18 protein-coding genes are annotated in these 24,781 nt (G+C 72.6%); 7 read left to right on the top strand and 11 right to left on the bottom strand.

Annotation, left to right across the window (positions count from 1 at the left end; genetic code table 11):
- Positions 1–103: 103 nt before the first annotated feature.
- The 5 genes from RCO28_RS34145 to RCO28_RS34125 form a co-directional block, all read right to left on the bottom strand.
- On the bottom strand, positions 104–1,234 hold the full coding sequence (locus RCO28_RS34145) for an SIS domain-containing protein (protein WP_308945231.1): 1,131 nt from the start codon (positions 1,232–1,234) through the stop codon (positions 104–106).
- A 94-nt stretch (positions 1,235–1,328) separates the two neighbouring features.
- Complete coding sequence (locus tag RCO28_RS34140; protein ID WP_308945230.1) at positions 1,329–1,499, bottom strand: Trm112 family protein; 171 nt, start codon at positions 1,497–1,499, stop codon at positions 1,329–1,331.
- Positions 1,500–1,905: 406 nt separating this feature from the next.
- A complete protein-coding gene (locus tag RCO28_RS34135; RefSeq protein ID WP_308945229.1) occupies positions 1,906–3,273 on the bottom strand; it encodes a phosphomannomutase/phosphoglucomutase in 1,368 nt (455 codons plus the stop codon).
- A gap of 126 nt (positions 3,274–3,399) precedes the next feature.
- Entirely contained in the window at positions 3,400–5,016 is a 1,617-nt protein-coding gene (locus tag RCO28_RS34130) for an L-lactate permease (RefSeq protein WP_308945228.1), read from the bottom strand.
- Positions 5,017–5,198: 182 nt separating this feature from the next.
- Positions 5,199–5,624 (bottom strand): DUF3499 domain-containing protein, encoded by a 426-nt coding sequence (locus tag RCO28_RS34125; protein ID WP_308945227.1) that lies wholly within the window; start codon positions 5,622–5,624, stop codon positions 5,199–5,201.
- Between the two features lie 330 nt (positions 5,625–5,954).
- Here RCO28_RS34125 and RCO28_RS34120 point away from each other — a divergent pair, with 330 nt between their 5' ends.
- Positions 5,955–6,416, top strand: coding sequence for a metallopeptidase family protein (locus RCO28_RS34120; protein WP_308945244.1), 462 nt, complete (start codon positions 5,955–5,957; stop codon positions 6,414–6,416).
- Between the two features lie 37 nt (positions 6,417–6,453).
- Here RCO28_RS34120 and RCO28_RS34115 read toward each other — a convergent pair whose 3' ends face one another.
- The 3 genes from RCO28_RS34115 to RCO28_RS34105 form a co-directional block, all read right to left on the bottom strand.
- Positions 6,454–7,968 carry a DUF5719 family protein gene (locus RCO28_RS34115; protein WP_308945226.1) on the bottom strand — a complete coding sequence of 505 codons (1,515 nt, stop codon included), beginning with the start codon at positions 7,966–7,968 and terminating at the stop codon, positions 6,454–6,456.
- Positions 7,965–11,756: a glycosyltransferase gene (locus tag RCO28_RS34110; RefSeq protein WP_308945225.1), complete on the bottom strand. Its 3,792-nt coding sequence runs from the start codon at positions 11,754–11,756 to the stop codon at positions 7,965–7,967. Before RCO28_RS34110 ends, RCO28_RS34115 begins: the two co-directional genes overlap by 4 nt.
- Before the next feature lie 224 nt (positions 11,757–11,980).
- Positions 11,981–12,244: a WhiB family transcriptional regulator gene (locus RCO28_RS34105; protein ID WP_077974550.1), complete on the bottom strand. Its 264-nt coding sequence runs from the start codon at positions 12,242–12,244 to the stop codon at positions 11,981–11,983.
- Between the two features lie 708 nt (positions 12,245–12,952).
- On the opposite strand from RCO28_RS34105, the gene RCO28_RS34100 reads away from it, so the two are divergent.
- From RCO28_RS34100 to RCO28_RS34090, 3 genes are read left to right on the top strand one after another with little or no spacing between them, the layout of a single operon-like run.
- A complete protein-coding gene (locus RCO28_RS34100; RefSeq protein WP_308945224.1) occupies positions 12,953–13,465 on the top strand; it encodes a cysteine dioxygenase family protein in 513 nt (170 codons plus the stop codon).
- 33 nt (positions 13,466–13,498) lie between these two features.
- A complete protein-coding gene (gene cofD, locus RCO28_RS34095; protein WP_308945223.1) occupies positions 13,499–14,455 on the top strand; it encodes a 2-phospho-L-lactate transferase in 957 nt (318 codons plus the stop codon).
- Complete coding sequence (locus tag RCO28_RS34090) at positions 14,452–15,759, top strand: coenzyme F420-0:L-glutamate ligase (RefSeq protein ID WP_308945222.1); 1,308 nt, start codon at positions 14,452–14,454, stop codon at positions 15,757–15,759. The genes cofD and RCO28_RS34090 overlap by 4 nt, the downstream gene beginning before the upstream one ends.
- A gap of 110 nt (positions 15,760–15,869) precedes the next feature.
- Here the strand turns inward: RCO28_RS34090 and RCO28_RS34085 are convergent, their stop codons facing one another.
- The 3 genes from RCO28_RS34085 to RCO28_RS34075 form a co-directional block, all read right to left on the bottom strand.
- Positions 15,870–16,877, bottom strand: a complete 1,008-nt coding sequence (locus RCO28_RS34085; protein WP_308945221.1) for a DNA-3-methyladenine glycosylase 2 family protein — start codon at positions 16,875–16,877, stop codon at positions 15,870–15,872.
- A gap of 102 nt (positions 16,878–16,979) precedes the next feature.
- Positions 16,980–18,062 carry an NDP-sugar synthase gene (locus RCO28_RS34080; protein WP_308945220.1) on the bottom strand — a complete coding sequence of 361 codons (1,083 nt, stop codon included), beginning with the start codon at positions 18,060–18,062 and terminating at the stop codon, positions 16,980–16,982.
- A gap of 226 nt (positions 18,063–18,288) precedes the next feature.
- The gene (locus RCO28_RS34075) at positions 18,289–19,956 is read right to left on the bottom strand and encodes an N-acetylmuramoyl-L-alanine amidase (protein WP_308945219.1); all 1,668 of its coding nucleotides are present in this window, start codon (positions 19,954–19,956) and stop codon (positions 18,289–18,291) included.
- 159 nt (positions 19,957–20,115) lie between these two features.
- Between RCO28_RS34075 and RCO28_RS34070 the strand changes: the two genes are divergently transcribed.
- From RCO28_RS34070 to RCO28_RS34060, 3 genes are all read left to right on the top strand, one after another.
- Positions 20,116–20,868 (top strand): TIGR03089 family protein, encoded by a 753-nt coding sequence (locus tag RCO28_RS34070; RefSeq protein WP_308945218.1) that lies wholly within the window; start codon positions 20,116–20,118, stop codon positions 20,866–20,868.
- A 240-nt stretch (positions 20,869–21,108) separates the two neighbouring features.
- A complete protein-coding gene (locus tag RCO28_RS34065) occupies positions 21,109–22,662 on the top strand; it encodes an LCP family protein (RefSeq protein ID WP_308945217.1) in 1,554 nt (517 codons plus the stop codon).
- Positions 22,663–22,896: 234 nt separating this feature from the next.
- Positions 22,897–24,780: an LCP family protein gene (locus RCO28_RS34060; RefSeq protein WP_308945216.1), complete on the top strand. Its 1,884-nt coding sequence runs from the start codon at positions 22,897–22,899 to the stop codon at positions 24,778–24,780.
- Position 24,781: the final 1 nt, after the last annotated feature.

Here is a 24,781-nt window from a genome sequence, read left to right as displayed (position 1 = left end):
GCGGACGCGGGCCCGGTCCCTGCTGGGGCTGCGGGCCGGCCTGGGCGGCGGTGGCGGGCGGGGTCCGGCGGGGCCGGGTGCTGCGGTCGGTCGGCGGGGATCATCATCGGGCCCCGGAAGCGAGCGCCAGGTAAACGGCGGCGAAATCCGTGACGGCGATCAGCTCCGCGAGCGTCTCCAGTTCGGTGCCCTCTTCTGGTTCGAGCTCGCTGATGGCGGTGTCGTGGCCGAGGGCGAGTTCGCGGGCGGCCGGGGCTGCGCTGAGTGCGCCGCCCGGGCGGTCGCGCAGCAGGACGGCACGCGCGCGTAGTGCCTGTTCTTCCTCGACGCGGTCGCGGAAGAAGTCCTCGGGGTCGCCGCCCGCCGCGAGGTCGCCGGTGAGCAGGGGGCCGTGCGCGGGCAGGGCCTCGGGGAGTTCGGCGGCGAGGGCGGGGCTGCAGGCGAGTTCGCCGAGAGAGGCGGCGAAGCGGCGGCCGACGGGGCCTGCGGCGGGGCCTTCGGTCCAGATCAGCGGGAGGGTCTCGTACAGCTCGGCGGCGAGGGTCTTGGCCGGGTTGCTGTACGTGGCGATAGCGGGGCCGCAGCGCTCGGCGGTGGCGTCGAGCCGGTCGGCGACCTTGTGCAGCGCCTCGGGGCCCGCCTCGATCAGGCCGGTGCGGTCGAGGAGGACGAGCAGGGGCGTGAGCAGCGCCCACAGGACGTCGGGGCCGACGAGCGCCAGCTCCTCGTACTCCTCGTGGAGCGGCGTCGCCATCGGTACGGCCAGGCCGTGCTTGCCACCGATGGTCTCGGTCAGCGGGGATCGCGCGGGGGCGACGGAGATGACGTTCAGGCCGCGCCGGTAGGCCTGTTCGGCGAGGACTTCCAGGCCTGGTTCGGTGCCGTCGGGGGTGGCGATGAGCAGCAGGTCCACGGGGCCGGACCAGCCGGGCAGCGCCCAGCGCAGGGCTCCCGCGGCGGGGGCGACGCCGGTGGGGCGCAGCCGGACGACCGGGCAGCCGGAGCCGGCGAGCGTGTCGAGCAGGTCCGCGACTCCGGTGGCGGCCGTTCCGGGGCCGGCCACGAGCACCGCGCGGGGGCGGCCGTCGGGCCTGAGTTCGGTGAGGCCGGCATCGGTGGCGTGTCGCAGCGCCGTGCGCACTCTGGCGCCGGATTCTGCGGCGCCACGCAGTAGGCCTCGGCGGTCGGCGCGGCCGAGCGCCTCCGGATCGTCGAGCAGCGAGTCGTCGAGCACGGCTGGGGCCTCCGATCGCCGGCGTACGGCGGTGGGTTCGTGCGTACGGCAGGGGGCGGGAGTCCGGCCTGAGGACGGCTCCCGCGCGGGCTGCCTAGGCCGGGCGGCGGGCCTCGTCCACGAGGAGCACCGGGATGCCGTCCTTGACCGGGTAGGCGAGTCCGCAGCTGTCGGCGGTGCAGAGCAGCTCGGCGTCCGCCTCCTTGAGGGGGGCGTGGCAGGCCGGGCAGGCGAGGATCTCCAGGAGGCCGGCTTCGAGCGCCATGGAACGGTTCCCTTCGGGTGGCTGACCGGGTCGGCGGGGGCCGGTGGTCAGTGCTTCGGTGGTCGGAAGTGGATCGGGTGGGTGTGGGTGGGGCGGGGTTGCGGCCTGTCGGACGGCTGCCCGGACTCGGTCGGAATACGTCGCTCGGGGCCTCGGTCGGGCCTTGGTCCTGACCTGGGCGGGTGCCCCGATCAGGACTTTGAATGCGCCTGTCAGCCTACCGCCGCGCGGGTTCCGACGCCGGGCCGCACAGGGCCCGACGAGGGGTACGGGGCCGTCTGACCTGGGGCGGTCCCGTACCCGTACAGCGGTGTGCTTGACGGCCGTCGCCGGTGTGCGCCCGCCACACAGCGTGATGGTGCCGACGGTGGCTGCGGCGGTCAGGCTCTGGCCGCAGCCAGGGCGGTCAGGCTCTGACGATCGCGAGGACCTCGTCCCGGACCCGGGCCGTCGTGTCGGCGTCCCGGGCCTCCACATTGAGCCGGAGCAGCGGCTCGGTGTTGGAGGGGCGGAGGTTGAACCACCAGTCCTCGGCGGTGACCGTGAGGCCGTCCAGCTCGTCCAGGCTGAGCCCCTCGCGCCCGGCGTAGGCCTCCTTGACCGCGGCGGCGCGGCCCGCCTGGTCGTCGACCGTGGAGTTGATCTCTCCGGAGCTCGCGTACCGGTCGTACTCCTCGACCAGGGCGGAGAGCGGGCCGTCCTGGCCGCCGAGGGCCGCGAGGACGTGGAGGGCGGCGAGCATGCCGGTATCGGCGTTCCAGAAGTCGCGGAAGTAGTAGTGCGCGGAGTGCTCGCCGCCGAAGATCGCGCCGGTCCTGGCCATCTCCTCCTTGATGAAGGAGTGCCCCACGCGCGTGCGCTCGGGCGTGCCGCCGTTCTCCCGGACGACCTCGGGGACGGACCAGGACGTGATCAGGTTGTGGATCACGGTGCCCTTGCCGCCGTTCCTGGCCAGCTCGCGGGCGGCGACCAGGGCGGTGATGGCCGACGGGGAGACCGGCTCACCGCGCTCGTCCACCACGAAGCAGCGGTCCGCGTCGCCGTCGAAGGCCAGGCCCAGGTCGGCGTCCTCCTCGCGGACGCGCTTCTGGAGGTCCACGATGTTGGCCGGGTCCAGCGGGTTGGCCTCGTGGTTGGGGAACGTGCCGTCCAACTCGAAGTACATCGGGATCAGTTGGAGCGGGAGGCCCTCGAAGACGGTGGGGACGGTGTGGCCGCCCATGCCGTTGCCGGCGTCCACGACGACCTTCAAGGGGCGGATCCGCATGAGGTCCACGAGGCTGCGCAGGTGGGCGGCGTAGTCCCCGAGGCTGTCGCGCGTGGTGATCTCGCCGGGGGTCGCGGCCGCGGCGGGGGCGCCGCTCCTCGACCACTCCTCCACGAGACCGCGGATCTCGGCGAGGCCCGTGTCCTGGCCGACCGGGGCCGCGCCGGCCCGGCACATCTTGATGCCGTTGTACTGCGCGGGGTTGTGCGAGGCGGTGAACATCGCGCCGGGCAGGTCGAGGGCGCCCGAGGCGTAGTACAGCTGGTCCGTGGAGCACAGGCCGATCTCGGTGACGGCGACCCCACGGGCCGCGGCACCGCGCGCGAACGCGCGCGCGAGGCCCGGCGACGAGGGCCGCATGTCGTGCCCGACCACGATCGCCTGCGCGTCCGTGACCTGCGCGAAGGCCGCGCCGAACAGCTCGGCCAGGGACTCGTCCCACTGGTCGGGGACCACCCCGCGTACGTCGTACGCCTTCACGATCTGCGACAGATCAGCCACGGCCAACCCTCCTGGAATCCTGTGCGGTCCCCCCAACGTACCGGTCGCCGCTGACAGTCCCGCACGAGCCGGGGCCGCAAGGGGCTCACAGCGCCCCACGGCCCCTCACGGCAGCCCCGGGAGGGGCGGGGCTCAGGGCAGCATCCAGCCCAGCAGGAACGTGCTCTGGGCGACCACGATCAGGCACATCACCAGAAGCAGGCCGATGCTCCAGGGCAGCACCTTGCGGAGCAAGTCGCCCTCCTTGCCCGCGAGTCCGACGGCCGCGCAGGCGATGGTGAGGTTCTGCGGCGAGATCATCTTGCCGAGCACGCCGCCGGAGCTGTTGGCGGCGGCGAGGAGTTCGGGCGAGAGTCCGGACTGCCGCGCGGCCGTCACCTGAAGGGCGCCGAAGAGCGCGTTGGCGGAGGTGTCGGAGCCGGACACGGCGACGCCGAACCAGCCGAGCACGGGCGACAGGAACGCGAGCCCCGCGCCCGCCGCGGCCACGAAGTGCCCGATGACGGCGGCCTGTCCGGAGAGGTTCATGACGTACGCGAGGGCGAGCACCGAGGTGACGGTGAGGATCGCGAACCGCAGTTCGTGCACAGTGGCGCCCCACTCGCGCAGCGCCACGCGCGCGTGCACCCCGATCACGCCGGCCGTGAGGATGCCGGCGAGCAGGACGAGCGTGCCGCCGGTGGACACGAGCGGCAGCGTGAAGGCGTTGGCGCCCACCGGGTTGCCGTCGGGGTCGGACACGTTCAGGAACGGCCAGTCGAAGACCTGGGTGGCCCCGTCGAGGACGCTCTTGACGGCCGGGATCTGCGCGAGCGAGAAGACGACCACGATGAGGGCGTACGGGGCGTAGGCGCGCATGACTTCGCGGCCCGGGTCCTCGGTGTCCAGGTCCTCGCTGCGTACGCCGGTGAGCACTGCGGCGCGCACCGGTTCGGCGGCCGGTTTCCGGGCGCTGGGGAGCGCGACGAGGGCGGCCGCGCCGGCCAGGGCGGCGCCGATGTCGGCCAGTTGGGCGGAGACGTAGTTGGACGCCACGAACTGGGCGGCGGCGAAGGCCGTTCCGCACACCAGGGCGGGCAGCCAGGTCTCGCGGAGCCCGCGCTTGCCGTCGACGAGGCCGACGAGCACGAGCGGCACGACGAGGGCCAGGAGCGGCGTCTGGCGGCCCACGACGGAGGCGACCGAGTCCAGGGGCAGGCCGGTGACCTGAGCGAGCGTCACGACCGGTGTGCCCATGGCGCCGAAGGCGACGGGCGCGGTGTTGGCGACGAGGGCGACGACGGCCGCCTTCACCGGCTGGAAGCCGAGCGCGACCAGCATCACCGCGCTGATCGCGACCGGCGCGCCGAAGCCCGCGAGCGCTTCCAGGAGCGCGCCGAAGCAGAAGGCGATGACGAGGGCCTGGATGCGCGGGTCGTCGGAGAGCCGCCCGAAGGAGCGGCGCAGGATGTCGAAGTGCTGGGTGCGGACGGTCATCCGGTACACCCACAGGGCGTTGACGACGATCCACATGATCGGGAAGAGCCCGAAAAGGACGCCCTGCGCGCCGCTCGACAGCGTCTGCCCGAGCGGCATCCCGTACGCGAGCCAGGCGACGAGGACGGCGACGGCGAGGCCGATGAGCCCCGCGCGGTGGGCCTTCATGCGGACGGCGCCGAGCAGGATGAGGACGGTGACCAGGGGTAGTGCGGCGATCAGTGCGGACAGGCCGAGCGAGTCGGCGACGGGTTCCAGTTCCTGTACGAACACACGGGCCTCCCGGGTCCCATGAGGTTCCGTCGCTTCCCGTCATTTCCGGCATGCGGAAAGCGATCACTCACGGGTGGCGGAATCGTCGTGTCCGCGACAAGGGGAAGTCAATGCTCCGTACAACAACGATTGTTGAAGAGGAAACCTCAGCCGCTGAAGGGGTCCTGCCGGGAGGCGTGCGCTCAGTTCTCGGGTGAGCGCAGGACGCGGAGGTGGCCGCGGCGCGCGACCTCCATCGGGTCCGCCGAGCGGGCCCCGCTGCCGCCGGCCCCGGCGGCGCGCTCCTGCGGGCGGGCCGCCTCGCGGACGGCGTTGGCGAGTGCCTCCAGGTCGTCCCCGCTCGGGCGCCCAGGCGCCGACGTGTCGGCGAGGCGGACGACCTCCCAGCCGCGCGGCGCCGTGAGGCGCTCGGAGTGCTCGGCGCACAGGTCGTAGCAGTGGGGCTCGGCGTAGGTGGCGAGGGGGCCGAGGACCGCGGTCGAGTCGGCGTAGACGTACGTCAGCGTCGCGACGGCGGGACGGCCGCAAGCGGTGCGCGAACAGCGACGTACAGGGCTCACGACGTTGGACGGTACCGCACTCTTGAGCGGGCCGCGACGACTCTCCACGAGGTCACTCCCCCGTGTCGCGGTGTGATCCCTCACCCAAGGCCCTCTGAAGATGCCGCGCTGACCTGCACGGACCCCAAGAGGCAGTGGAATCAACGGTGTTGAATCTCGCCCTCATCCCGTGCAAATGCCGTCATTTGCCATGAGTCAGGTGGTCTCGGTGGGTTACGCAAACGAGCCCAAGGTTGGCCGGAATGGTCATCCGACGACATGCCCTGTGCCGTCCGGATGTACGGCCCACCGCGCCGGCCCCGCAGTTCCGGGCTCCACGCGCGCGTGGAGCCCGCGTGGCGGACGGGTGTCAGTGCGGAGGATTACCCTTCACCGGTGATGGACAAGTCCGTACCGCCCCGCGCGACCGAGCCCAGGATCCGCCGCAGAGACCGGCACGGCCGCGGCATGCGCGGTCCCGTGGCGCCGCCGCAGGTGCCGCTCGCCGCGAGCCGGGGAGAGGTCTTCGCCGACCTCGTGCAGGACTCCGTGGAGCGGCTCGAGCGGCGCTGGCCACAGCTCGCCGACATCGAGTTCCTGGTCCAGGACGTGCCGTACGTGAAAGACACAGGCGGCGGCCCCGGCGAACTGCTCAGCGACGAGACCGTCCCGCTGGGCGGGACCGCGGCCGCGCGGGACGACCTGCCCGCGCGGATCGTCATCTACCGCCGCCCGGTCGAGATCCGCACGAAGAGCCGGGACGAGCGCGCGGCCCTTGTGCACGAGGTCGTCGTGGAGCAGGTGGCCGAGCTGCTCGGCCTGTCCCCGGACGCGGTCGACCCGCGGTACGGCGAGGACTGAACCCGCCGAGGACCGACCCCGCAGCGGGCCGAGCCGGCTACTTCTGCAGCACCGACAGATCCTGCTCCGCCTGCGGCACGGTGATCATGCCGCGGTCGTCCGGCAGGGTCTGGATCGTGAACATCGGCACGCCGTCCTCCGGCAGTTCCAGCAGGCGCGCGGCGTGCACCGTGCCCGAGACCGACTCCACCGTCAGGGCGTACGAGCCCTTCAGGCCGCTGGGCACCGGCGGCTCGACGGCCAGCGTGGTGCCGCCCTTGACCGTGTACGTCTTCGTGGCCGCCGCGCCGCCCTCCGAGCCCGCTGAGGCCGTGATGCGCACCTTGGCGGTCTTGCCGGGCGCCACCAGGGAGAGCGTCGAGCCCTTGGCGCGGTTGTCCGCTGCCGTCGCGCGGTCGCCCACCGGGGCGGTCGCCGGGATGAACGCGGTCTCCTGCCGGGCGCCCTTGCCGCGCGTGACCCGCAGCGCCGCGACCACGGGCACGGAGTCCTCGGTGGGCGTGAGCAGCAGCGATCCGGCCTCGCCCTTGGTGACGTCACCCAGGTCCACCGCCGCCGTCATACCGCTCTTGACGTGCAGCGTCTCGTTCCCCGCCGGCGTGATCGAACCGTTCGGGCCCGCGAGGGAGAGCTTCAGGTCCGCGTCCGCCTCGCCGGGCGCGAAGGCGACCAGGCGCACGGACGTGGCGTCCTTCGGGATGCCGGGCAGGACGACGCTGCCCGCTGGGTCGGCGGACGCGGGCAGCCAGTCGCCGCCCAGCTTGTCGTCGGCGGACTGCACCGCGGCGCCCACTCGGCCCGCGCGGGCCGTGACGTGCGCCGTCACATTCGTCTGCGGCTCGTCCGTGAGTGTGGAGAGCAGCACCGGGACGGTGGAGTGCGGCGGCACCTTGATGTCCTCGCCGACCTCCGAGTCGAGGGCGCCGCGGGGACCGAACAGCTCGATGTCGACGACGGCCGCCGTGTCGTCCGGGTTCGTCAGGTGGACGTAGTCGCTGCGCTCCTTCGCGGTGCTCGCGCCGGGGAACCAGAAGTCGGTGTCCGGGGCACCACAGGCCAGGCCGTGCGCACCGCGACCGCTGCCCGCGCTGATCGTGGTGGTCTGCTGTACCGCCCAGCCGGGCGCGAGAGCGCCGTCCGCCGAGCCCACGAGCGCGGGGGCGTCCGCGCCGGAGGCCTCCTCGGCCACCGGCTTGCCGACGCTCTTGGCGGCCAGCACGGGCTTGCCCTCGCCGGACCGCTCCTTCGCCTTCTTGTCGTCCTTACCGGACTTGCCGTCGTCCTCCGACGCGCGCGGGGCGCCGACGAGTTCGGCCGCGCCCTTGCCGCCCGCCCCCGAGGACTTGGGCGTGAACGACGTGTACGAGGTGTCCGCCAGGTCGGAGGAGCTCGGCGCCGGGCACAGCAGGCTGCTGCGGTCCACCGGCCGCTGCTCCGCCGCCTTCGCCGCGCCGTCGGCCGCGCTGCCGTCGGGTGCGGTGAGCGTGGCGACTCCGGTGACGACGGCCAGCGCTCCACCCGCGGCGATCAGGGACAGGGTCGTGCGGTTCACTGCTGGCTCCCGTCGGGGCGCTCGCTGTCGGGCCTGAAGTCGGCGCCGCCGTAAGGCTTTTCGTGGCCTCCGTAGGGCTCGTACGGGGCGTACGGGGCGTACGGCGGGGCCTGCGGCGGCACGGGCGGCGGGGGTGGCGGGGGCGGCGGCATGGCCGGGTCGGCGGGCTGGTCGGCCTGCGTCCCGTAGCCGTAGTCGAACGAGCCGTACGGGCCAGGACCGGCCTGGCCCTGCTGGTCGTACGTGCCGGGGATGCCCGGCTGCTGGGCGTAGGGGGCGGGTTCGTACGCCCCGGAGCCGTACTGCTCGTAGCCGCCAGGCGGGTACTGCGCGGCCTCGTACTGCTCCTGGGGGTGTGCGGGCTGGTCCGCGCCCGCGTATGCCGCCGCGGACCACTCGTCGTGCGTCTGCTGCCGCGGCACGGCGGGTGCGGGCTGCGGCTCCTCGGGCGGGGCCGTGTGGCCCTGGGCGGCTGCCTCGGCCTCCTGGGCCGCACGCAGCCTGCGGGCCCGCCGGCCCTCGCCCTCGACGGGCTGCGCCGGGACGGTCACGGGCTCTTCCGGAAGGTCGTCGTCCACGGTGTCCCGGCGGCCCGGCAGGGCCAGGACCACGAGCACCACGACGAGCGCGCCCTGCGCCCAGAGCCAGCCCGTGTGCGTACCGGGAGTGTCGTACGTGACGTCCAACCGGCCGCCGGACGGGGGCAGTTCGAAGCCCTGCGCCCAGCCGTCGACCGTCTTCCTGGGGAGTTCCGTGCCGTCCACCGTCGCCGTCCAGCCGTCGGCGGTGGAGTCGGCGAGGCGGAGCGTGCGGCCCTCGGGGCCTGCGGGGATGTCGGTGTGGATCTCGACCGGGCCGGCCGCGACCGGCTCGGGCGTGCCCGAGGGGGGCACCACCGCGGCACGGGCGACCTGCCGGTCGACGCGCCACAGGGCCCTGCCGTCCTGCTGGCTCAGCCGGGTCAGACCGGGCGTGGCGTCCAGGACGCGGCTCACCCCGCGGGGCGCGCCCGCCTCCAGCAGGATGTACCGCACGGCGAAGTCGCCGAGCTGGTCGACCTGGTCGGCACCCGAGCCCGCGACGAGGTGGGCGACGGTCTTGTCGAGGCGGCCGTTGCCCTCGCCCGCCGCGGCGAGTTCGGCGTCACCCAGGCGGGCTCCCGAGCCGCGCACGAGCACGTACCCGACCTCGGCCTCGGACTCGCTGTCGATGACGAGCGTGCGGGGCTGGTCCTTGGTGCCGGACTCCTCGGCGACGAAGGCCGGGACCTGTGCGGGGTCGCGGCGCTCCAGCGGTCCGTCGGCGCCGCGGACCATCCAGCCGACGGCGGCGACGAGCGGGCCGAGCACGGCGGCGACGGCGATCAGGGCGGCGACGGGCTGACGCCAGCCGAAGCTCTGCTCGGCCACGCGCGTGTGCGCCCCTTCGGCGCCGACCACGGCGGCGGCGAGCAGCGCGATGCCGTACACAAGCGTCGCCGGGCCCGCCCAGGCGGAGCCGTTGCTGAGGGCGGCGAAGACGAAGCCGGTGAGGGCGACGGCCCAGGCGGTGCGGATCGCGAGGTTCCGCTCGCCGCGCAGCAGGGCCGCGAGGGCGGCGAGGACGAAGCCGATCAGGAGCAGCCCGCCGACCGCGCCGGGCCCGCCGGGGCTGAGGCCGAGCAGGTCGAGCCCCGACGCGGAACCCGCGCCGTAGTCGAGCCCGGTCGACCGGAAGAAGCCGAAGGGCAGCAGCGAGAGCGACCAGGGCGCGAGCACGAGCAGCGGCACCCCGAGCGCGGCGAGGAACCGCAGGCCGTACGCGCTGAGGTCGGCGCGGCGCAGTACAAGCAGGGCGATGCCGAGCACGAGCGCGATGGGCCAGACGACCGGCGTGAAGGCGGTGGCGACGGTGAGCAGCAGTGCGTACGCCCAGGTGGCGCGCCAACTGCCGCGCGCGTCGGGCGTCTTCAGGAGGAGGCCGCCGGCGGCGAGGCCCGCGCGCGCGATGAGCGGAAGCAGCATCGCGAGGACCGCCGTACCGAGGTGCCCGCCCGCGAGCGCGCCGGTGGCGGCGGGCAGGAAGGCGTACGCGACGGACGCCCAGGCGCGCAGCAGGCGCGACTCGACGAGCGGCCGGGAGGCGAAGTACGCGGCGGCGCCGGCCAGCGGGACGGAGCCGACCAGGAGCACCGTGACGGCGAGCCCGGTGGAGCCGAACAGGACAGTCGCGAGGGCGGCGACGAAGGCGAGGTACGGCGGCGCGGACTGGGTGCCGCCGGTGCCGACGGGGTGCCAGGCGTCCACGTACCGGCCCCACAGCTCGGAGACGTCGGCCGGGACGGGCAGCATGGCGCCGCCCGCGAGGGCACCGCTGCCGAGCAGCGCGCGGCAGGCGATCAGGGAGACCAGGAGCAGCACGCCGAAGAGCACGGGGCCGGGCTTGCGGCCGATCCGCTTGAGGCGGGCGAACTGCTCGACCTGCAGGAACTCGGCGTCGTCCCCGCCGGGCCCCGACTCCACCGCGCCGTGCCGGCCGCCGGAGGAGGTCTCCGGGTCGGAACGGCCGACGAGGTTGGAGGCGACCTGCTCGACGGTGAGGCGGACGGTCGCGCCGGGCGACGGGAAGAGGGGCCGCAGTTCGGCGGCCTCGACCTGCGGTTTGCCGCGGCGTTTGCGCGCGCCGAGGATCCGCTCCGGGCGCAGCAACACACCGAAGAGACCGGCGACTTCGTCCAGGGCCTGGCCGGGCACCTTGCCGACGAGATAGGCGAGCGTGCGCAGCAGTGTGCCGAGGACGAGGCGGAGCAGCACCCAAGGCAGCATCGCCGCGCGGGTGTTGACCAGGAGCGTGTAGACGGCGCCGGCCTTGTCCACGCGGTGCGGGCTGGCGGAGGTGCGGCCCACGCAGTCGACGGTGCGGCGCTCGCGCGCGGAGGCCTCGGCGTGCCGCAGCACGGCGTCGGGTGCGATCAGGACGCGGTGCCCGGCTTCCTGGGCCCGCCAGCAGAGGTCGACGTCGTCCCGCATGAGGGGCAGGCGCCGGTCGAAGCCGCCCAACTCCTCGAAGACGTCACGCCGGATGAGCATGCCGGCGGTGGACACGGCCAGGACGGGCCTGACCTGGTCGTGCTGGCCCTGGTCCTGCTCGCGGCGGTCGAGGTTGGTCCAGCGGCGGCCGCTGTGCGCGATGGAGACGCCGACCTCGAGGAGCTGCCTGCGGTCGTACCAGCCGCGCAGTTTCGGTCCTACGACGGCGACTTCGCGGTTCGCCTCGTGCTCGCGCTCGACGGTGCGCAGGAGCGCGGCGAGGGCGTCGGGCTCGGGGGCGCAGTCGTCGTGCAGCAGCCAGAGCCACTGGACCGGTTCTCCGTACGGGAGTTCCGGCATGTCGTACGCCTCGTCGCGCCAGGTGCGCGTGACCGGGTCCCAGCCGCTGGGGCGCTTCAGATAGGGCAGGTCGTCGGGCGTGAGCACGCGCGCGGTGCGGGCGGCCTCGTCGACGGCGGTGCCGAATCCGGAGCGGCGGGCGAGGTGCAGGACGCGCTCGGGGCCCAGGGCGTCCGTGACGATCGCGGCGGACTCGTCGGCGCTGCCGGTGTCCGCCGCGATCACGTTCTGCACGGGGCGTTCCTGGCCGAGCAGGCCGCTGAGGGCGTCGGGCAGCCAGCGGGCGCCGTCGTGCGAGACGAGGACCGCGGTGACGACGTGCCTGGGGAACTCAGGCGTCTGGGCCTGCGGGGACGCGGCTGCGGCAGCGTCGTACTGACTTGCCGAGTACTGGCCTGCCGAATGGCTGTGCACGGACATCGAGGTACGGGCCCCGGTTCGATGGACTGCGGTGGACGCCTGGGCCGGGCTGTGCTCGGGGGGCGTCTCGGACGGGGGCCACACTAACGGCTGGGAATCACAGCGGTCCGCCGCCTGTGGATAACCCACGGGCGGCGGAGAGTTCGTTACGTCGGGGTGTGTGCCTTTTGCTCGGCACGGGTCGGGGTCGGGTGGTCTTCGGTCGCCGGGTGATCGGCGAGCGTTCAGACGGCGGCCTTCTTGAGTCGTCGGCGTTCTCGCTCCGACAGGCCGCCCCAGATACCGAATCGCTCGTCGTTGGCGAGTGCGTATTCGAGGCATTCGGACCTGACCTCACAGGCGAGGCAGACCTTCTTGGCCTCGCGGGTGGAGCCGCCCTTCTCGGGGAAGAAGGACTCGGGATCGGTCTGGGCGCAGAGTGCGCGCTCCTGCCAGCCGAGTTCTTCTTCCGCGTCCTCGACCAGGAGTTGCTGGAACAGCTCGGTCATGTGCGCCCCTCGTCTGTCTGTGCAGTCCCCGTGATGCTGCCGTTACCGATTTCGGCCGAACGACACGAGTGAAATTACAAGTGTGCCGATCCGGGCCAGTCAAGCCGGGATCTGCTATTGGGTCCCTTATTCACTCTGCGGAACCAAGGCTTTGCGGAAAGTGTTCAAATCGCCTTAAACATGGACACCTCTCGGCGCCGATCCCGCACACCCTGCCGACACCCGTAAAGACGCACCGGAGAGCGGTCCCGTTGCCGGGCGCACATCGAAGCGGTCCCGATCACGAACGAGTCACGAGACGGCAACGGCGTTTACGCGCCCGGATGCAGCGCCACCTGTCCGATTCGGCCGATGCACAAACCTTTCGGCAGAACGAACAACCGGATACGGTGAACCATATCCCGCAATACGGACATCAGGTTGACAGCAGACGTGTGAACCGGTCTCCTGTTGGGCATGCTCGCGAACTTGGCGCTCGCTCGGATCCACACCGGTGGATCTCTCTGTGCTGCCCTGGAGAGCTGTCGCTGTACCTGTTGCTGTTGAGCCCATCGCGCTCCAGCCGTTCCGCACCGCCGAGCCCCCTTCGGGCCCCGCAACCCCGCGCCCACATCCGGGCCACACCTCGCTCGTGACCCGAGCGACTGTCCGCGGATCCATGGACAGTGACACCCCCGCACCTCTCCCCGCCGAGGAACCACCGCACCGATGAACAGCGACAGCGACCTGCAGATCGCCGGCGACATCCTCGAGGTCCAGCACCTCCTCCAGCCCGCCCGTGAACACCCCGCCACCGTCGCCGAATTCGCCGGGCTCGCCCGCGCCGTCGCCGCCGACCGCTCCCAGTGGGAGCACCTCGTGGAGTACGACGCCACGAGCCGCTGGTACCACCGCCTGCGCACCGGGCCCGGTTACGAGATCTGGCTGCTCAGCTGGGTGCCCGGACAGGGCAGCGGCCGCCACGACCACGGCCCCTCCTCCGGCGTACTGACCGTCCTCCAGGGCGAGTTGACGGAGCGCACGGAGCGCGGCACGCGCGCGTTGCGGGCCGGTTCGCAGCGGGTCTTCGCGCCCGGCTACGTCCACGAGGTGGTGAACGACGCGCTTGAGCCCGCCGTCAGCCTGCACGTCTACTACCCCGGGCTCACCGAGATGCCGATGCACGCCGCCCAGTGCTCCGGTTCGGTGGCCGAGACCGTACGGGATGCCGTCACCGCCTGAAGCACTGTCGTACCCACCTGACATGCTGGGCGCATGCGCATTGTGGTTCTGGCCGGAGGCATCGGTGGTGCCCGTTTCCTGCGCGGTCTCAAGGCCGCCGCGCCCGACGCCGACATCACCGTCATCGGCAACACCGGTGACGACATCCATCTGTTCGGCCTGAAGGTCTGCCCGGACCTGGACACGGTGATGTACACGCTCGGCGGGGGCATCAACGAGGAGCAGGGCTGGGGGCGTTCGGACGAGACCTTCCAGGTCAAGGGCGAGCTCGCGGCGTACGGCGTCGGTCCCGAGTGGTTCGGTCTGGGCGACCGGGACTTCGCGACGCACATCGTGCGGACGCAGATGCTGAGCGCGGGTTACCCGCTCAGCGCCGTCACCGAGGCGCTGTGCGAGCGCTGGCAGCCCGGGGTACGGCTCCTTCCGATGTCGGACGACCGGATCGAGACGCATGTCGCCGTGGAGATCGACGGCGAGCGGAAGGCCGTCCACTTCCAGGAGTACTGGGTGCGCCTGCGCGCCTCCGTGGACGCGCTGGCCGTCGTCCCCGTGGGCGCCGAGCAGGCCAAGCCCGCGCCCGGAGTGCTGGAGGCGATCGGCGCGGCCGACGTCGTGCTCTTCCCGCCGTCCAACCCCGTGGTCAGCGTCGGCACGATCCTCGCCGTGCCCGGCATCCGCGAGGCCATCGCCGAGGCCGGGGTCCCGGTCGTCGGGCTCTCCCCGATCGTCGGGAACGCGCCGGTGCGCGGCATGGCCGACAAGGTCCTGGCCGCCGTGGGCGTCGAGTCCAGCGCCGCCGCGGTCGCCGAGCACTACGGCTCGGGGCTGCTCGACGGCTGGCTGGTCGACACCGTGGACGCGGACTCCGTACCGCGCGTGGAGGCGGCCGGGATCCGCGGCAGAGCGGTGCCGCTGATGATGACGGACATCGAGGCGACCGCCGCCATGGCCCGCGAGGCGCTCGCCCTCGCCGAGGAGGTACGCGCGTGAACGCGCCCGCGTACCGCGTCTGGGCGGTGCCGGGGCTGCCCGAGGTGAAGGCCGGGGACGAGGTCGCGAAGCTGATCGCCGCCGCCGAGCCGGGCCTCGTGGACGGGGACGTCGTGCTCGTCACGTCGAAGATCGTCTCCAAGGCGGAGGGGCGGATCCTCGCCGCCGCCGACCGGGAGGCGGCGATCGACGCCGAGACGGTACGCGTAGTGGCGCGCCGTGGAACGCTCCGGATCGTCGAGAACCGGCAGGGGCTCGTGATGGCCGCCGCCGGAGTGGACGCCTCCAACACCCCTGCGGGAACCGTCCTGTTGCTGCCCGAGGACGCGGACGCCTCGGCACGCGCGATCCGCACCGGGCTGCGGGACACGCTCGGCGTGAACGTCGGCGTGCTCGTCACCGACACCTTCGGCCGCCCCTGGCGCAACGGCCTGACGGACGTGGCGATCGGCGCCGCGGGCGTGCGCGTACTGGACGATCTGCGCGGCGGCGTGGACGCGTACGGGAATCCGCTGAGCGCGACCGTCGTGGCCACCGCCGACGAACTCGCGGCGGCGGGCGACCTGGTGAAGGGCAAGGCCGCCGATCTGCCGGTGGCCGTGGTCCGCGGGCTGCCGCATGCCGTGACGGACACGGCCGACGAGGACACCGGCGCGCGGGCCATGGTGCGCGTCGCCGCGGACGACATGTTCCGGCTCGGCACGTCGGAAGCGGTGCGCGAGGCGGTCACGCAGCGGCGCACGGTGCGGAGTTTCACCGACGATCCGGTGGACCCGGGTGCCGTGCGCCGGGCGGTCGCCGCCGCCGTGACCGCGCCCGCGCCGCACCACACGACGCCCTGGCGGTTCGTGCTCCTGGAGAGCCCGGAGGCGCGGACCGGACTCCTCGACGCCATGCGGGACAAGTGGATCGCGGACCTGCGGGCCGACGGCAGGTCGGCAGAGTCCATCGCCAAGCGCGTGCGCCGCGGGGATGTGCTGCGGGACGCGCCGTATCTCGTGGTCCCCTGCCTGGTGATGGACGGCTCGCACCGCTACGGGGACGCGCGCCGGGACACGGCCGAGCGGGAGATGTTCGTGGTCGCGACCGGCGCCGGCATCCAGAACTTCCTGGTCGCGCTCGCCGGGGAGCGGCTCGGCTCGGCGTGGATCTCGTCGACGATGTTCTGCAGGGAGGTCGTACGGGACGTGCTCGGCCTGCCGGAGAGTTGGGACCCGATGGGGGCGGTCGCGGTGGGCCGTCCCGCCGAGGAGCCACGCAGTCGGACCCCGCGCGAGGTGGCGGACTTCGTCGAGGTGCGCTGATCCGGGCTCCCGGGGTTTCTCCCCGCCCCGCCCCTTCCCGAAAGCTTGCAGCAGCTTCGGGGGCTCCGCCCCCGGACCCCCGCTCCTCAAACGCCGGAGAGGCTGATTTTTCACAGCCTCCCGATGTCCACCCGCGGCATCTTCGGTGTGCGTCGTGGCGGTGTGCGGCCGGACAGGAGGATGAAGCGGGCGGCGCGGTGGCGTTGGCCGCGGTAGGGCTCCAGGAGTTCGAGCATCCGTGCGTCGTCGCTGTCCCGCTCCCCCGCCAGGGCGTACCCGACGATGCCGGGCAGATGCAGGTCGCCGACGGTCACCGCGTCCGGGGCGCCGTGGCTGCGCTGGACCGTCTCCGCCGAGGTCCAGGGGCCGATGCCGGGCACCAACTCCAGGCATTCCTGGGCCTGTTCGGGCTCCATCGCGGCCGCCTCCTCCAGGCGGTGCGCGACGCGTACGGCCCGCAGGACGGTCGACGCGCGCTTGTTGTCGACGCCCGCGCGGTGCCACTCCCAGGACGGGATCATCCGCCAGGTGCGCGGCTCGGGCATCACGTGCATGCGCTCGGGGGCGGGGCCCGGTGCCGGTTCGCCGTACTCGCGGATCAGGAGGCGCCAGGCGCGGTACGCCTCGTCCGTGGTGACCTTCTGCTCCAGGATCGACGGGATCAGCGACTCCAGGACGAGTCCGGTCCGCATCAGCCGCAGTCCGGGGCGGCGCCGGTGGGTCGCGGCGACCAGGCGGTGCCGCGGCTCGAACACCTCGGGTTCGTCCGACTCGCCGAGCATGTGCGGGAGTTGGCCGAGCAGCCAGCCGGCGCCCGGCCCCCAGGCGTCCGCGTGCACGGTGCCGGAGCGCTGGACGACCCGGAGCGTGCCGGGCCCCTCGGGCGTACGGCTGGCCCGCCAGAAGGAGCCGTCGGGCGTCGCGCGGTACGTCGGATCGCTCGGCCCGCGCCGCAGCGGGCCGAGGACCAGGCGCAGGTCGAGAGGGCCGGGCGGGGTCCAGCGGCGGGACTCGGCGGTGGCCTGGCGCGGGACGGCTCCGGGGCGTGCGGGCAGGCGTGAGCCGCGGTGCGGGAGCGTGCGCTCGGGCACCGGCTTCTGGGCGAAGCGACCAGCCACAGGGGTCCTCGGGGTCGGACGGGACGACTCTCCGAGGGTAGGCGCTCGAAGCGGCCGTACGCGCCGGAAGCCGCCAGTCCCGCCCCCAGGGCTCTCCAGGGCCTACTGGTCCGAGGAGAACCTCACACTGCCGTCGGCCAGTTCCGCCCCGCACCAGACGCGGATGCCGTCGCGCAGCTCGTTGTCCGCGCCGACCCGGGCGCCGTCGCCGACGACCGCGCCCGACAGCACCGTACGAGCGCCGATGCGCGCGCCGGCGCCGATCAGTGAGTCGGTGACGACCGCGCCGGGCTCGACCACCGCGCCCTCCAGGACCGTGCTGCCCGCGATCCGGGCGCCCGCGCCGATCCGCGCGCCCGCGCCGACGACCGTGCCGCCGGTCAGCTTGGCGTCGGCGGCGACCTCGGCGGTGGGCAGGACGAGCCGGTCGCCGCGGCGGCCGGGCACCGCGGGCGAGGGGGCGCGGCCGAGCACGAGGTCGGCCGAGCCGCGCACGAAGGCCTGCGGGGTGCCGAGGTCCAGCCAGTACGTGGAGTCGACCATGCCCTGCAGATGGGCGCCGGAGGCGAGGAGTTCGGGGAAGGTCTCGCGCTCGACGGAGACCGGGCGGCCCTCGGGGATGGTGTCGATCACCGAGCGCCGGAAGACGTACGCGCCCGCGTTGATCTGGTCGGTGACGATCTCCTCGGGCGTCTGCGGCTTCTCCAGGAAGGCCTGGACGCGGCCGGTGCCGTCGGTGGGCACGAGCCCGTACGCACGCGGGTCGTCGACGCGGGTGAGGTGCAGCGAGACGTCGGCGCCCGAGGTCTCGTGGGTGGCGACGAGGGCGCGGATGTCGAGGCCGGTGAGGATGTCGCCGTTGAAGATCAGCACCGGGTCCTCGGGCGCCGAGCGCAGCCGCGAGGCGACGTTGCGGATGGCGCCGCCGGTGCCGAGCGGCTCGACCTCGGTGACGTACTCCAGGTGCAGTCCGAGCTCCGAGCCGTCACCGAAGTACGGCTCGAAGACCTCCGCCAGATAGGAAGTGGCGAGCACGATGTGTTCGACGCCCGCCGCGCGCGCCCGCGCCAACTGGTGTGTGAGGAACGGCACTCCCGCGGCCGGGACCATGGGTTTGGGCGTGTGCACGGTGAGCGGCCTGAGCCGGGTCCCCTTGCCGCCGACCAGGAGGATCGCTTCTGTCACCTGTCGCCTCTGCTTCCTGCCGGGGGCGGGGCCTGTCGTCGGACACCGGACTGGTCGGGTCCGGTGCGGCCGGACTGGTCTGGTCCGGCCGGTCAGTGTAGGCAGACCGTTCACGGGCGTTTTCAGTTGCGTCTGTGTGCGTGTTGTTACGTGTCCTGATCGCCTGGTCGTCCGCGTGCCGGTGGCGTGCGGCCGGGGCGGTCGGCGGGCGCCCCGGCCGGTCGGTTCAGCGGCCCTGGTAGCGGGCCGAGGACGTACGGGCCGTGCCGAGCTTGCCGTAGAGCCGTCCGCCCGGGCACTCCGTGGCGAAGCCGTCACGGTGCCCGGAGATCACGTTGAGCCGGACCTTCGCGCCCTTCTTGTACAGGTTGCTGCCGGCCGACTTCAGCAGCGCCTTGCCCTTCGGGTTCGCGCCGTACAGGCCGAGCTTCCAGGCGGTCAGCCTGGCGACGGCGTTCACCGCGGCCTTGGGCGGGTTGGTGTTGCTGTACGTGCCGAGGACCGCGATGCCGGTGCTGTTGCTGTTGAAACCGAGAGTGTGGGCCCCCAGGACGGGTTTGGCCACACCTCCGGCACGTCCTTCGTAGATGTTTCCGCACTTGTCGACGGCGAAGTTGTAGCCGAAGTCCCGCCAGCCGCTGCTCTTCACGTGGTAGCGGTAGATGCTGCGCAGCAGCGAAGGCACCTGCGAGCAGCTGTAGTTGTTGCCGGACGCGCTGTGGTGCACGAAGGCCGCGCGGACCGACTTCGTGTACACGAAGTTCCGCTCGCGCAGCTTCTCGTCCGCGCCCCAGCCCTTGCGGGTGACGATGCGCGGGCGCGGCCCGATGTACGGCTTCGCGTGCGCGGCCTGGACCACGCCGCGGGACTCGATGAAGTCGTTCTCGGTCTCCTCCTTGGTGAGCGCCGGGATGACGGTGGCGCCGAGGTCGGCGAGGTCCGCGTTGACCGCCGAGCTGGCCGCGTCCTCCGCGCCGAGCGCCGAGACCTGGGCGCCGTCGGCCAGTGGGCCCTGGGCGGGCGGGTCGTCGCCGGGGTCGACGAGTTCGAGGCGAAGCCCGGCCGGCAACGGCGCCACGGCCTGCACCCCGGAGGGCGGACCGGCGACCGGCTGAGCGGCGGGGGCGGAGGCGGTGGAGGCGGACGCCGGGGCGGAGGCCTGCGCTGTGACGACCGAGGTGGCGGGCCTCGTGGGGGCGGGGGCCTGGCGGGACTGGTCGGAGTGGTCCGGCTGCTCGGAGGGGTCGCCGTGACCGCCGTGACCGCCGTGATCTGCGGAGTCTCCTGTTTCGTTGCTGGCGGAGTCTCCGGCTCCGTGATCGGTGGCGGTTCCGTGATCGGTCACGGCTCCCTGGTCGGTGGCGGTTCCCTGGTCGGTGGCGGCTCCGTGGTCAGTGGCGGCTCCGTGGTCGTGCCGGGCGGTGGACGCCGGGGCGCTCTCGACCCGGATCTCCACGCCGTCCGAGTCGCCGACCCACAGCGGGGCCGTGGAGCCGTGCAGTTCGGCGCCGGCCCGTTCGGGGCTGTCGAGGTCGGCGGCGTGCTCCTGGTTGTGGGTGTCCACGTCCTGCCAGTCGGACCAGCGGCCGGTGCCGGTGGCGCGGGTGCGGACCTGGACGCGGCCGTGCAGTTCGGCGGCCGGGTCGTCCCAGACGACGCCGACCAGCGAGAACGGCCGTACGTCCCGACGGGTCAGGCCCTGCGCCGGGGCGCCGCCCGAGCGGTCGGAGGTGAGCGGGCTCAGCGGAAGCGACTGGGTGGAGCCGGGCACGGAACCGGCCGGCTCCGCCACCGGGGCGGCGACCGCGGCCCGTACGTCCTGCGGCACGGCGAGCGGCAGGGCCAGGGCCGCCGCACAGGCGACGCCGATCGAGGAAGCAAGGTATCCACGCATGGCGTCGATCGTGCGGCAGTACGGACATACCTGCATGTTGTACGACGCACCGGGATGCACTTCTCCCGAAGGGAACTGACGATCCGTCGACCCGATCCGGTCCCTCCGCTGCGCCGACCGGGCGGACGTACCCCGCTTGCTGCGCGTACGCTTGCGCCCGTGAACGCGACCGACCGCACCCCCGCCGACCTGCTGCGATCCGCGCTCGCCGAGGATCCTGCCCGCCCCTTGGTGACGTTCTACGACGACGCCACCGGTGAACGCGTCGAATTGTCCGTCGCCACCTTCGCCAATTGGGTGGCCAAGACAGCCAATCTGCTCCAGGACGACCTGGGCGCCGAACCCGGCGACCGGCTCGCCCTGCTGCTGCCCGCGCACTGGCAGACCGCGGTGTGGCTGCTCGCCTGCTCCTCGGTCGGCGTGCTCGTCGACGTGGGCGGAGCGGCGGCCGACGCGGACCTCGTCGTCAGCGGCCCCGACTCCCTCGACGCGGCCCTCGACTGCTCCGGCGAGCGAGTGGCCCTCGCCCTGCGCCCGCTCGGCGGCCGCTTCCCGCAGCCGCCCGCCGGGTTCGTGGACTACGCGGTGGAGGTCCCGAGCCAGGGCGACCGCTTCGCGCCGTACGCCCCCGTCGACCCGCAGGCGCCCGCGCTCGCCGTCGGCGGTACGGAGCTGACGGGTGCGGAGGTCGTGCGGCACGCGCTGTCCGACGCCGCGGAGTTGGGCATCGACGGTGGGGCGCGGCTGCTGTCGGCCCGTTCGTACGAGACGTGGGAGGGCCTGTCCTCCGGGCTGTTCGCGCCGCTCGCGGCCGGGGGGTCCGTGGTGCTCTGCCGGAACATCGAGCAGCTGGCGGAGGGCGGCCTGGAGAAGCGGGTCGAGAGCGAGCGGGTCACCGTCACCGTCGCCTGAGCCTGCGGCGCGTCCTCTTCCCCGTACCCGCCCCTTCCCGAAAGTCCTGCTGGACGGGCCTGCTCAAACGCCGGAGGGGCTGAATTCACCGCGCCCCGGGAGATACGTCAAAGTCCACCCGTCCGGCGCAGGCAAGAACCCGGTCCGCAGGCGCCGGAGGGCCGCGCCGGGCCATGGTCGTAGGAGTGCGCTTCAGGGGAGCGCCTCGTACTGCCGACGCCACGAGGGGTGGACCACGACGTGACCGACACCGCAGGCACCCCCGCCGAACCGGAACAACCGGCCGACGAAGTGTCTGAGGCGAGTCACGAAGGCACCGCCGAGCAGATGGCCGGGGACGCCGAGGGCAAGGACCCGGGGGGCGAGGACACGGGAGGCGAGGACGCGTCCGCCGATACCGAGCGGCCCCCGCCCACCGACGATCCCCCCGCAGACGAACCGGCCACCGACAAGCCCGACCCCGAACCCGAACCCGCTTCCTCCAGAATCCCGCACCACTGGCTCCGCTGGACCGCCCTGGGGGTCGCCGTGGTCGTCCTGGCGGCCGCGGGGGTCGGCTGGAGTCTGTACAAGAAGCTCGAGGGGAACATCACCCAGGACACCGGCGCCGCCGCCGAGTTGGAGCGGTACGAGCGGGAGCGGCCCGCGCCCTCGGAGCACGACGCGCAGAACATCCTGCTGATCGGCTCGGACACGAGGTCCGGGAAGGGCAACCGCCCGTACGGCCGGGACCCGGGCACGCAGCGGTCCGACACCACGATCCTGCTGCACCTCGCCGCCGACCGGAAGAGCGCGACCGCCGTGTCCGTGCCGCGCGACCTGATGGTGGACATCCCCGGCTGCCGAAGGTCCGACGGCTCCCGTACGCGCCCCCAATTCGCCCAGTTCAACTGGGCGTTCGAGTTCGGCGGGGCCGCCTGCACGATCCGTACCGTCGAGAAGCTCACCAAGATCCGGGTCGACCACCACATGATCGTCGACTTCCAGGGCTTCAAGAAGATGGTCGACGCCGTGAAGGGGGTCGAGGTCTGCCTCAAGGAGCCCATCAACGACAAGGGCGCCAAGCTGAAGCTCAAGGCCGGGTGGCAGAAGCTCAACGGCGAGCAGGCGCTCGGCTATGTGCGCGCCCGCAAGTCGATCGGCAACGGCAGCGACACCGAACGCATGGACCGCCAGCAGCAGTTCCTCGCCGCGCTCGTCAACAAGGTGAAGAGCAACGGCGTCCTGCTGAACCCGACGCGGCTCTACCCGGTGCTCGACGCGGCCACCTCGGCGCTCACCACGGACCCCGCGCTGGCCGGATTGACAGATTTGTACGAGTTGGTGCGCAGCATGCGCAACATCCCCACAGAGAAGGTGCAATTCCTCACGGTCCCTCGCCGCTCGTACACCTACGACCCCAACCGGGACGAGCTCGTCCAGCCGGACGCGGGGCGGCTGTTCGACCGGCTGCGCAACGACGTGCCCGTCGAGGTCACCCCGCGAGGTAAGGATTCCGAGCGCCGGAAGAAGGGTTCGGGCGACGGGTCCGGGGAGGATTCCGCGTCCGATTCCTCCGCCGATTCCGCCTCCGCGTCAGGGGAATCGGGGGGAAACGAGGAGGATTCGCCCGAGGGGGGTTACTGGGACGACGAGGGCTCGTGGGTCGACGAAAAGCCCGGAGGAACCGATTCCGCGGCGGATCGAGCCACCCCCCGCGCGACCGGCGACGACAAGCGGGACGAGCCGAGGCGCACGCCGAGTCCGACGCCGACCTTTCGCGGAAACACCGCCGCCGGAACGAGTTGTGAGTAAAAGCGGTACCAAGTACGTCACCGAGCGGCAGAAGACCGGGGCGGTTAAGGGCGGTATTGCCCAGTTGTAGGGGAGTGGATTTCGTCACCGCCGTCGCCTGGCGCTGAACTGGTCGGATAGCGTGAGCGATCCGGTGCGTGAGGCCACTCGTTTTGGCCACGCACCGCGTACGTGTGACCGGGCGCCTTTGGAGGGGGAGGCGCCGCGTGGCCCCGACGGAGGACTCAAGCAACCGTGGACGCGCAAGGCCGTGGGCGGGCGGAGAACATCGATCCCGCAGACCAGTGGGTACTCAACCCGCAGACCGGCGACTACGAACTGCGACTGAGCCCTTCCGCAGGGCAATCATCGGGAATCCCGGCACCTCGCAGATCCCCCCACACCGAGGGCCAGGCGGCCGGTGGGCAGCAGCGCTTCGCGCCGTCGACCCGCCGCTTCCCGACGGCGAACGGACCCGTCGGCCCCGCGGGCCCCGTCGTACCGAACGGACCGGACGCACCGTCCGGACCCGCCGGGCCGGGCGGGCCGAGTCGGCAGGGCGGACCGAGCGGCCCTCCTGGACCGCGCCGCCCCAGGGACCCGGAAGAGCCCGACGCGCCGAGCCGTGAGGTGCCCGGGCCGCGCAGGCGCCGGGGCCGACCGCAGGAGAGCGCGCCGCCGAGCACCGGCCGGCGCCGTCCCAGGCCGAAGCAGTCCAAGGGCAAGAAGACCCTCAAGTGGGGCTTCGGCATCCTGGCGGTGCTCCTGGTCGTCGCGCTGACCGCCGGATTCCTCTACTGGCAGCACCTGAACGACAACATCACCGCCGTCGACGACGACGGCGCGGGCACCGGCGGCTTCAGCGCGAACCGCCCGATCAACGTCCTGCTCATCGGCACGGACAAGCGCACCGGCAAGGGCAACGAGGGCTACGGCGACGCGGGCAGCGCCGGGCACGCGGACACCACGATCCTGCTGCACGTCTCCAAGGACCGTACGAACACGACCGCGTTGAGCATTCCGCGCGACATGATCACGGACATCCCGGACTGCCCGACCACCCAGGCCGACGGCTCGAAGAAGACCATCCCGGGCACCAGCCAGACCCGGTTCAACGAGAGCCTCGGGCAGAGCGGGCGCACCCCGAGCTGCACGATGCGTACGGTCACGGAGCTCACCGGCATCAAGATCGACCACTTCATGGTGGCCGACTTCAACGCGGTGAAGACGCTGTCCACGGCCGTCGGCGGTGTGCCGATCTGCCTCGCCAAGGACATCAACGACCCCAAGTCGCACCTGAATCTGCCGAAGGGCGAGCACGTGCTGAAGGGCGACGACGCGCTCGCGTTCGTCCGCACCCGGCACGCGGTGGGCTTCGGCGGCGACCTCGACCGCATCAAGCTGCAGCAGCAGTTCCTCACGTCGCTGATGCGCAAGATGAAGTCGAACGACACCCTGACCAGCCCCAGCAAGATGATGGACCTCGCCGAGGCCGCCACCAAGGCGCTCACCGTCGACTCCAAGATCTCCGACCTGAACAAGCTCAAGGACCTCGGACTCGAGCTCGCCAAGGCGGACTTGGAGAACATCTCCTTCGTCACCGCGCCGGTCGTCGACAACACCGACGGGGCGACCGTGCTGCTCGACGACCCCAAGGCGAAGCCGCTGTTCTCGATGTTGCGCGCCGACAAGTCGCTGACGGACGTGAAGAAGCAGAAGAAGAAGGCAGAGGAGGCCCGCCTCAAGGGCCCGAAGTCCGCCGCCTCCGACGTCCGCGTCAACATCTACAACGGCTCGGAGACCGCGGGCGCCGCACAGTCCACGGTCACCTGGCTGCAGACCGACCAAGGCGTCCTGAAGTCGAGCCAGTTGGGCAACGCGCCCAAGCCGCAGGCCAAGACGACCCTGGAGTACGCCCCCGACCAGGCCGACCAGGCCCGCAGGCTCGCCGACATCATGGGCCTGCCCGCCTCCGCCATGAAGCCGGGCAAGAGCGAGGAGAACTCTCAGGGGCTGCCCGCCATGAAGCTCGTCCTCGGAGACGACTTCGAAGAGGCCGGAACGCCCATCTCCGCTCCGTCGAAGGCGCCGGAGGGGATCCAGAAGGTCGAGGCAGACAAACCGGTCTGCGCGAAGTAGC

It is taken from the genome of Streptomyces sp. LHD-70 (genome assembly GCF_031157275.1).
Taxonomy (GTDB): Bacteria; Actinomycetota; Actinomycetes; order Streptomycetales; family Streptomycetaceae; genus Streptomyces.
This window is presented reverse-complemented; position numbering and strand designations above follow the sequence as displayed.

Bases quoted from the DNA above. Each gene is read 5' to 3' on its own strand.
- RCO28_RS34110 (WP_308945225.1), bottom strand. From the start codon at position 11,756: ATGTCCGTGCACAGCCATTCGGCAGGCCAGTACTCGGCAAGTCAGTAC.
- RCO28_RS34100 (WP_308945224.1), top strand. From the start codon at position 12,953: ATGAACAGCGACAGCGACCTGCAGATCGCCGGCGACATCCTCGAGGTC.
- RCO28_RS34075 (WP_308945219.1), bottom strand. From the start codon at position 19,956: ATGCGTGGATACCTTGCTTCCTCGATCGGCGTCGCCTGTGCGGCGGCC.
- RCO28_RS34140 (WP_308945230.1), bottom strand. From the start codon at position 1,499: ATGGCGCTCGAAGCCGGCCTCCTGGAGATCCTCGCCTGCCCGGCCTGC.
- RCO28_RS34120 (WP_308945244.1), top strand. From the start codon at position 5,955: ATGGACAAGTCCGTACCGCCCCGCGCGACCGAGCCCAGGATCCGCCGC.
- RCO28_RS34105 (WP_077974550.1), bottom strand. From the start codon at position 12,244: ATGACCGAGCTGTTCCAGCAACTCCTGGTCGAGGACGCGGAAGAAGAA.
- cofD (WP_308945223.1), top strand. From the start codon at position 13,499: ATGCGCATTGTGGTTCTGGCCGGAGGCATCGGTGGTGCCCGTTTCCTG.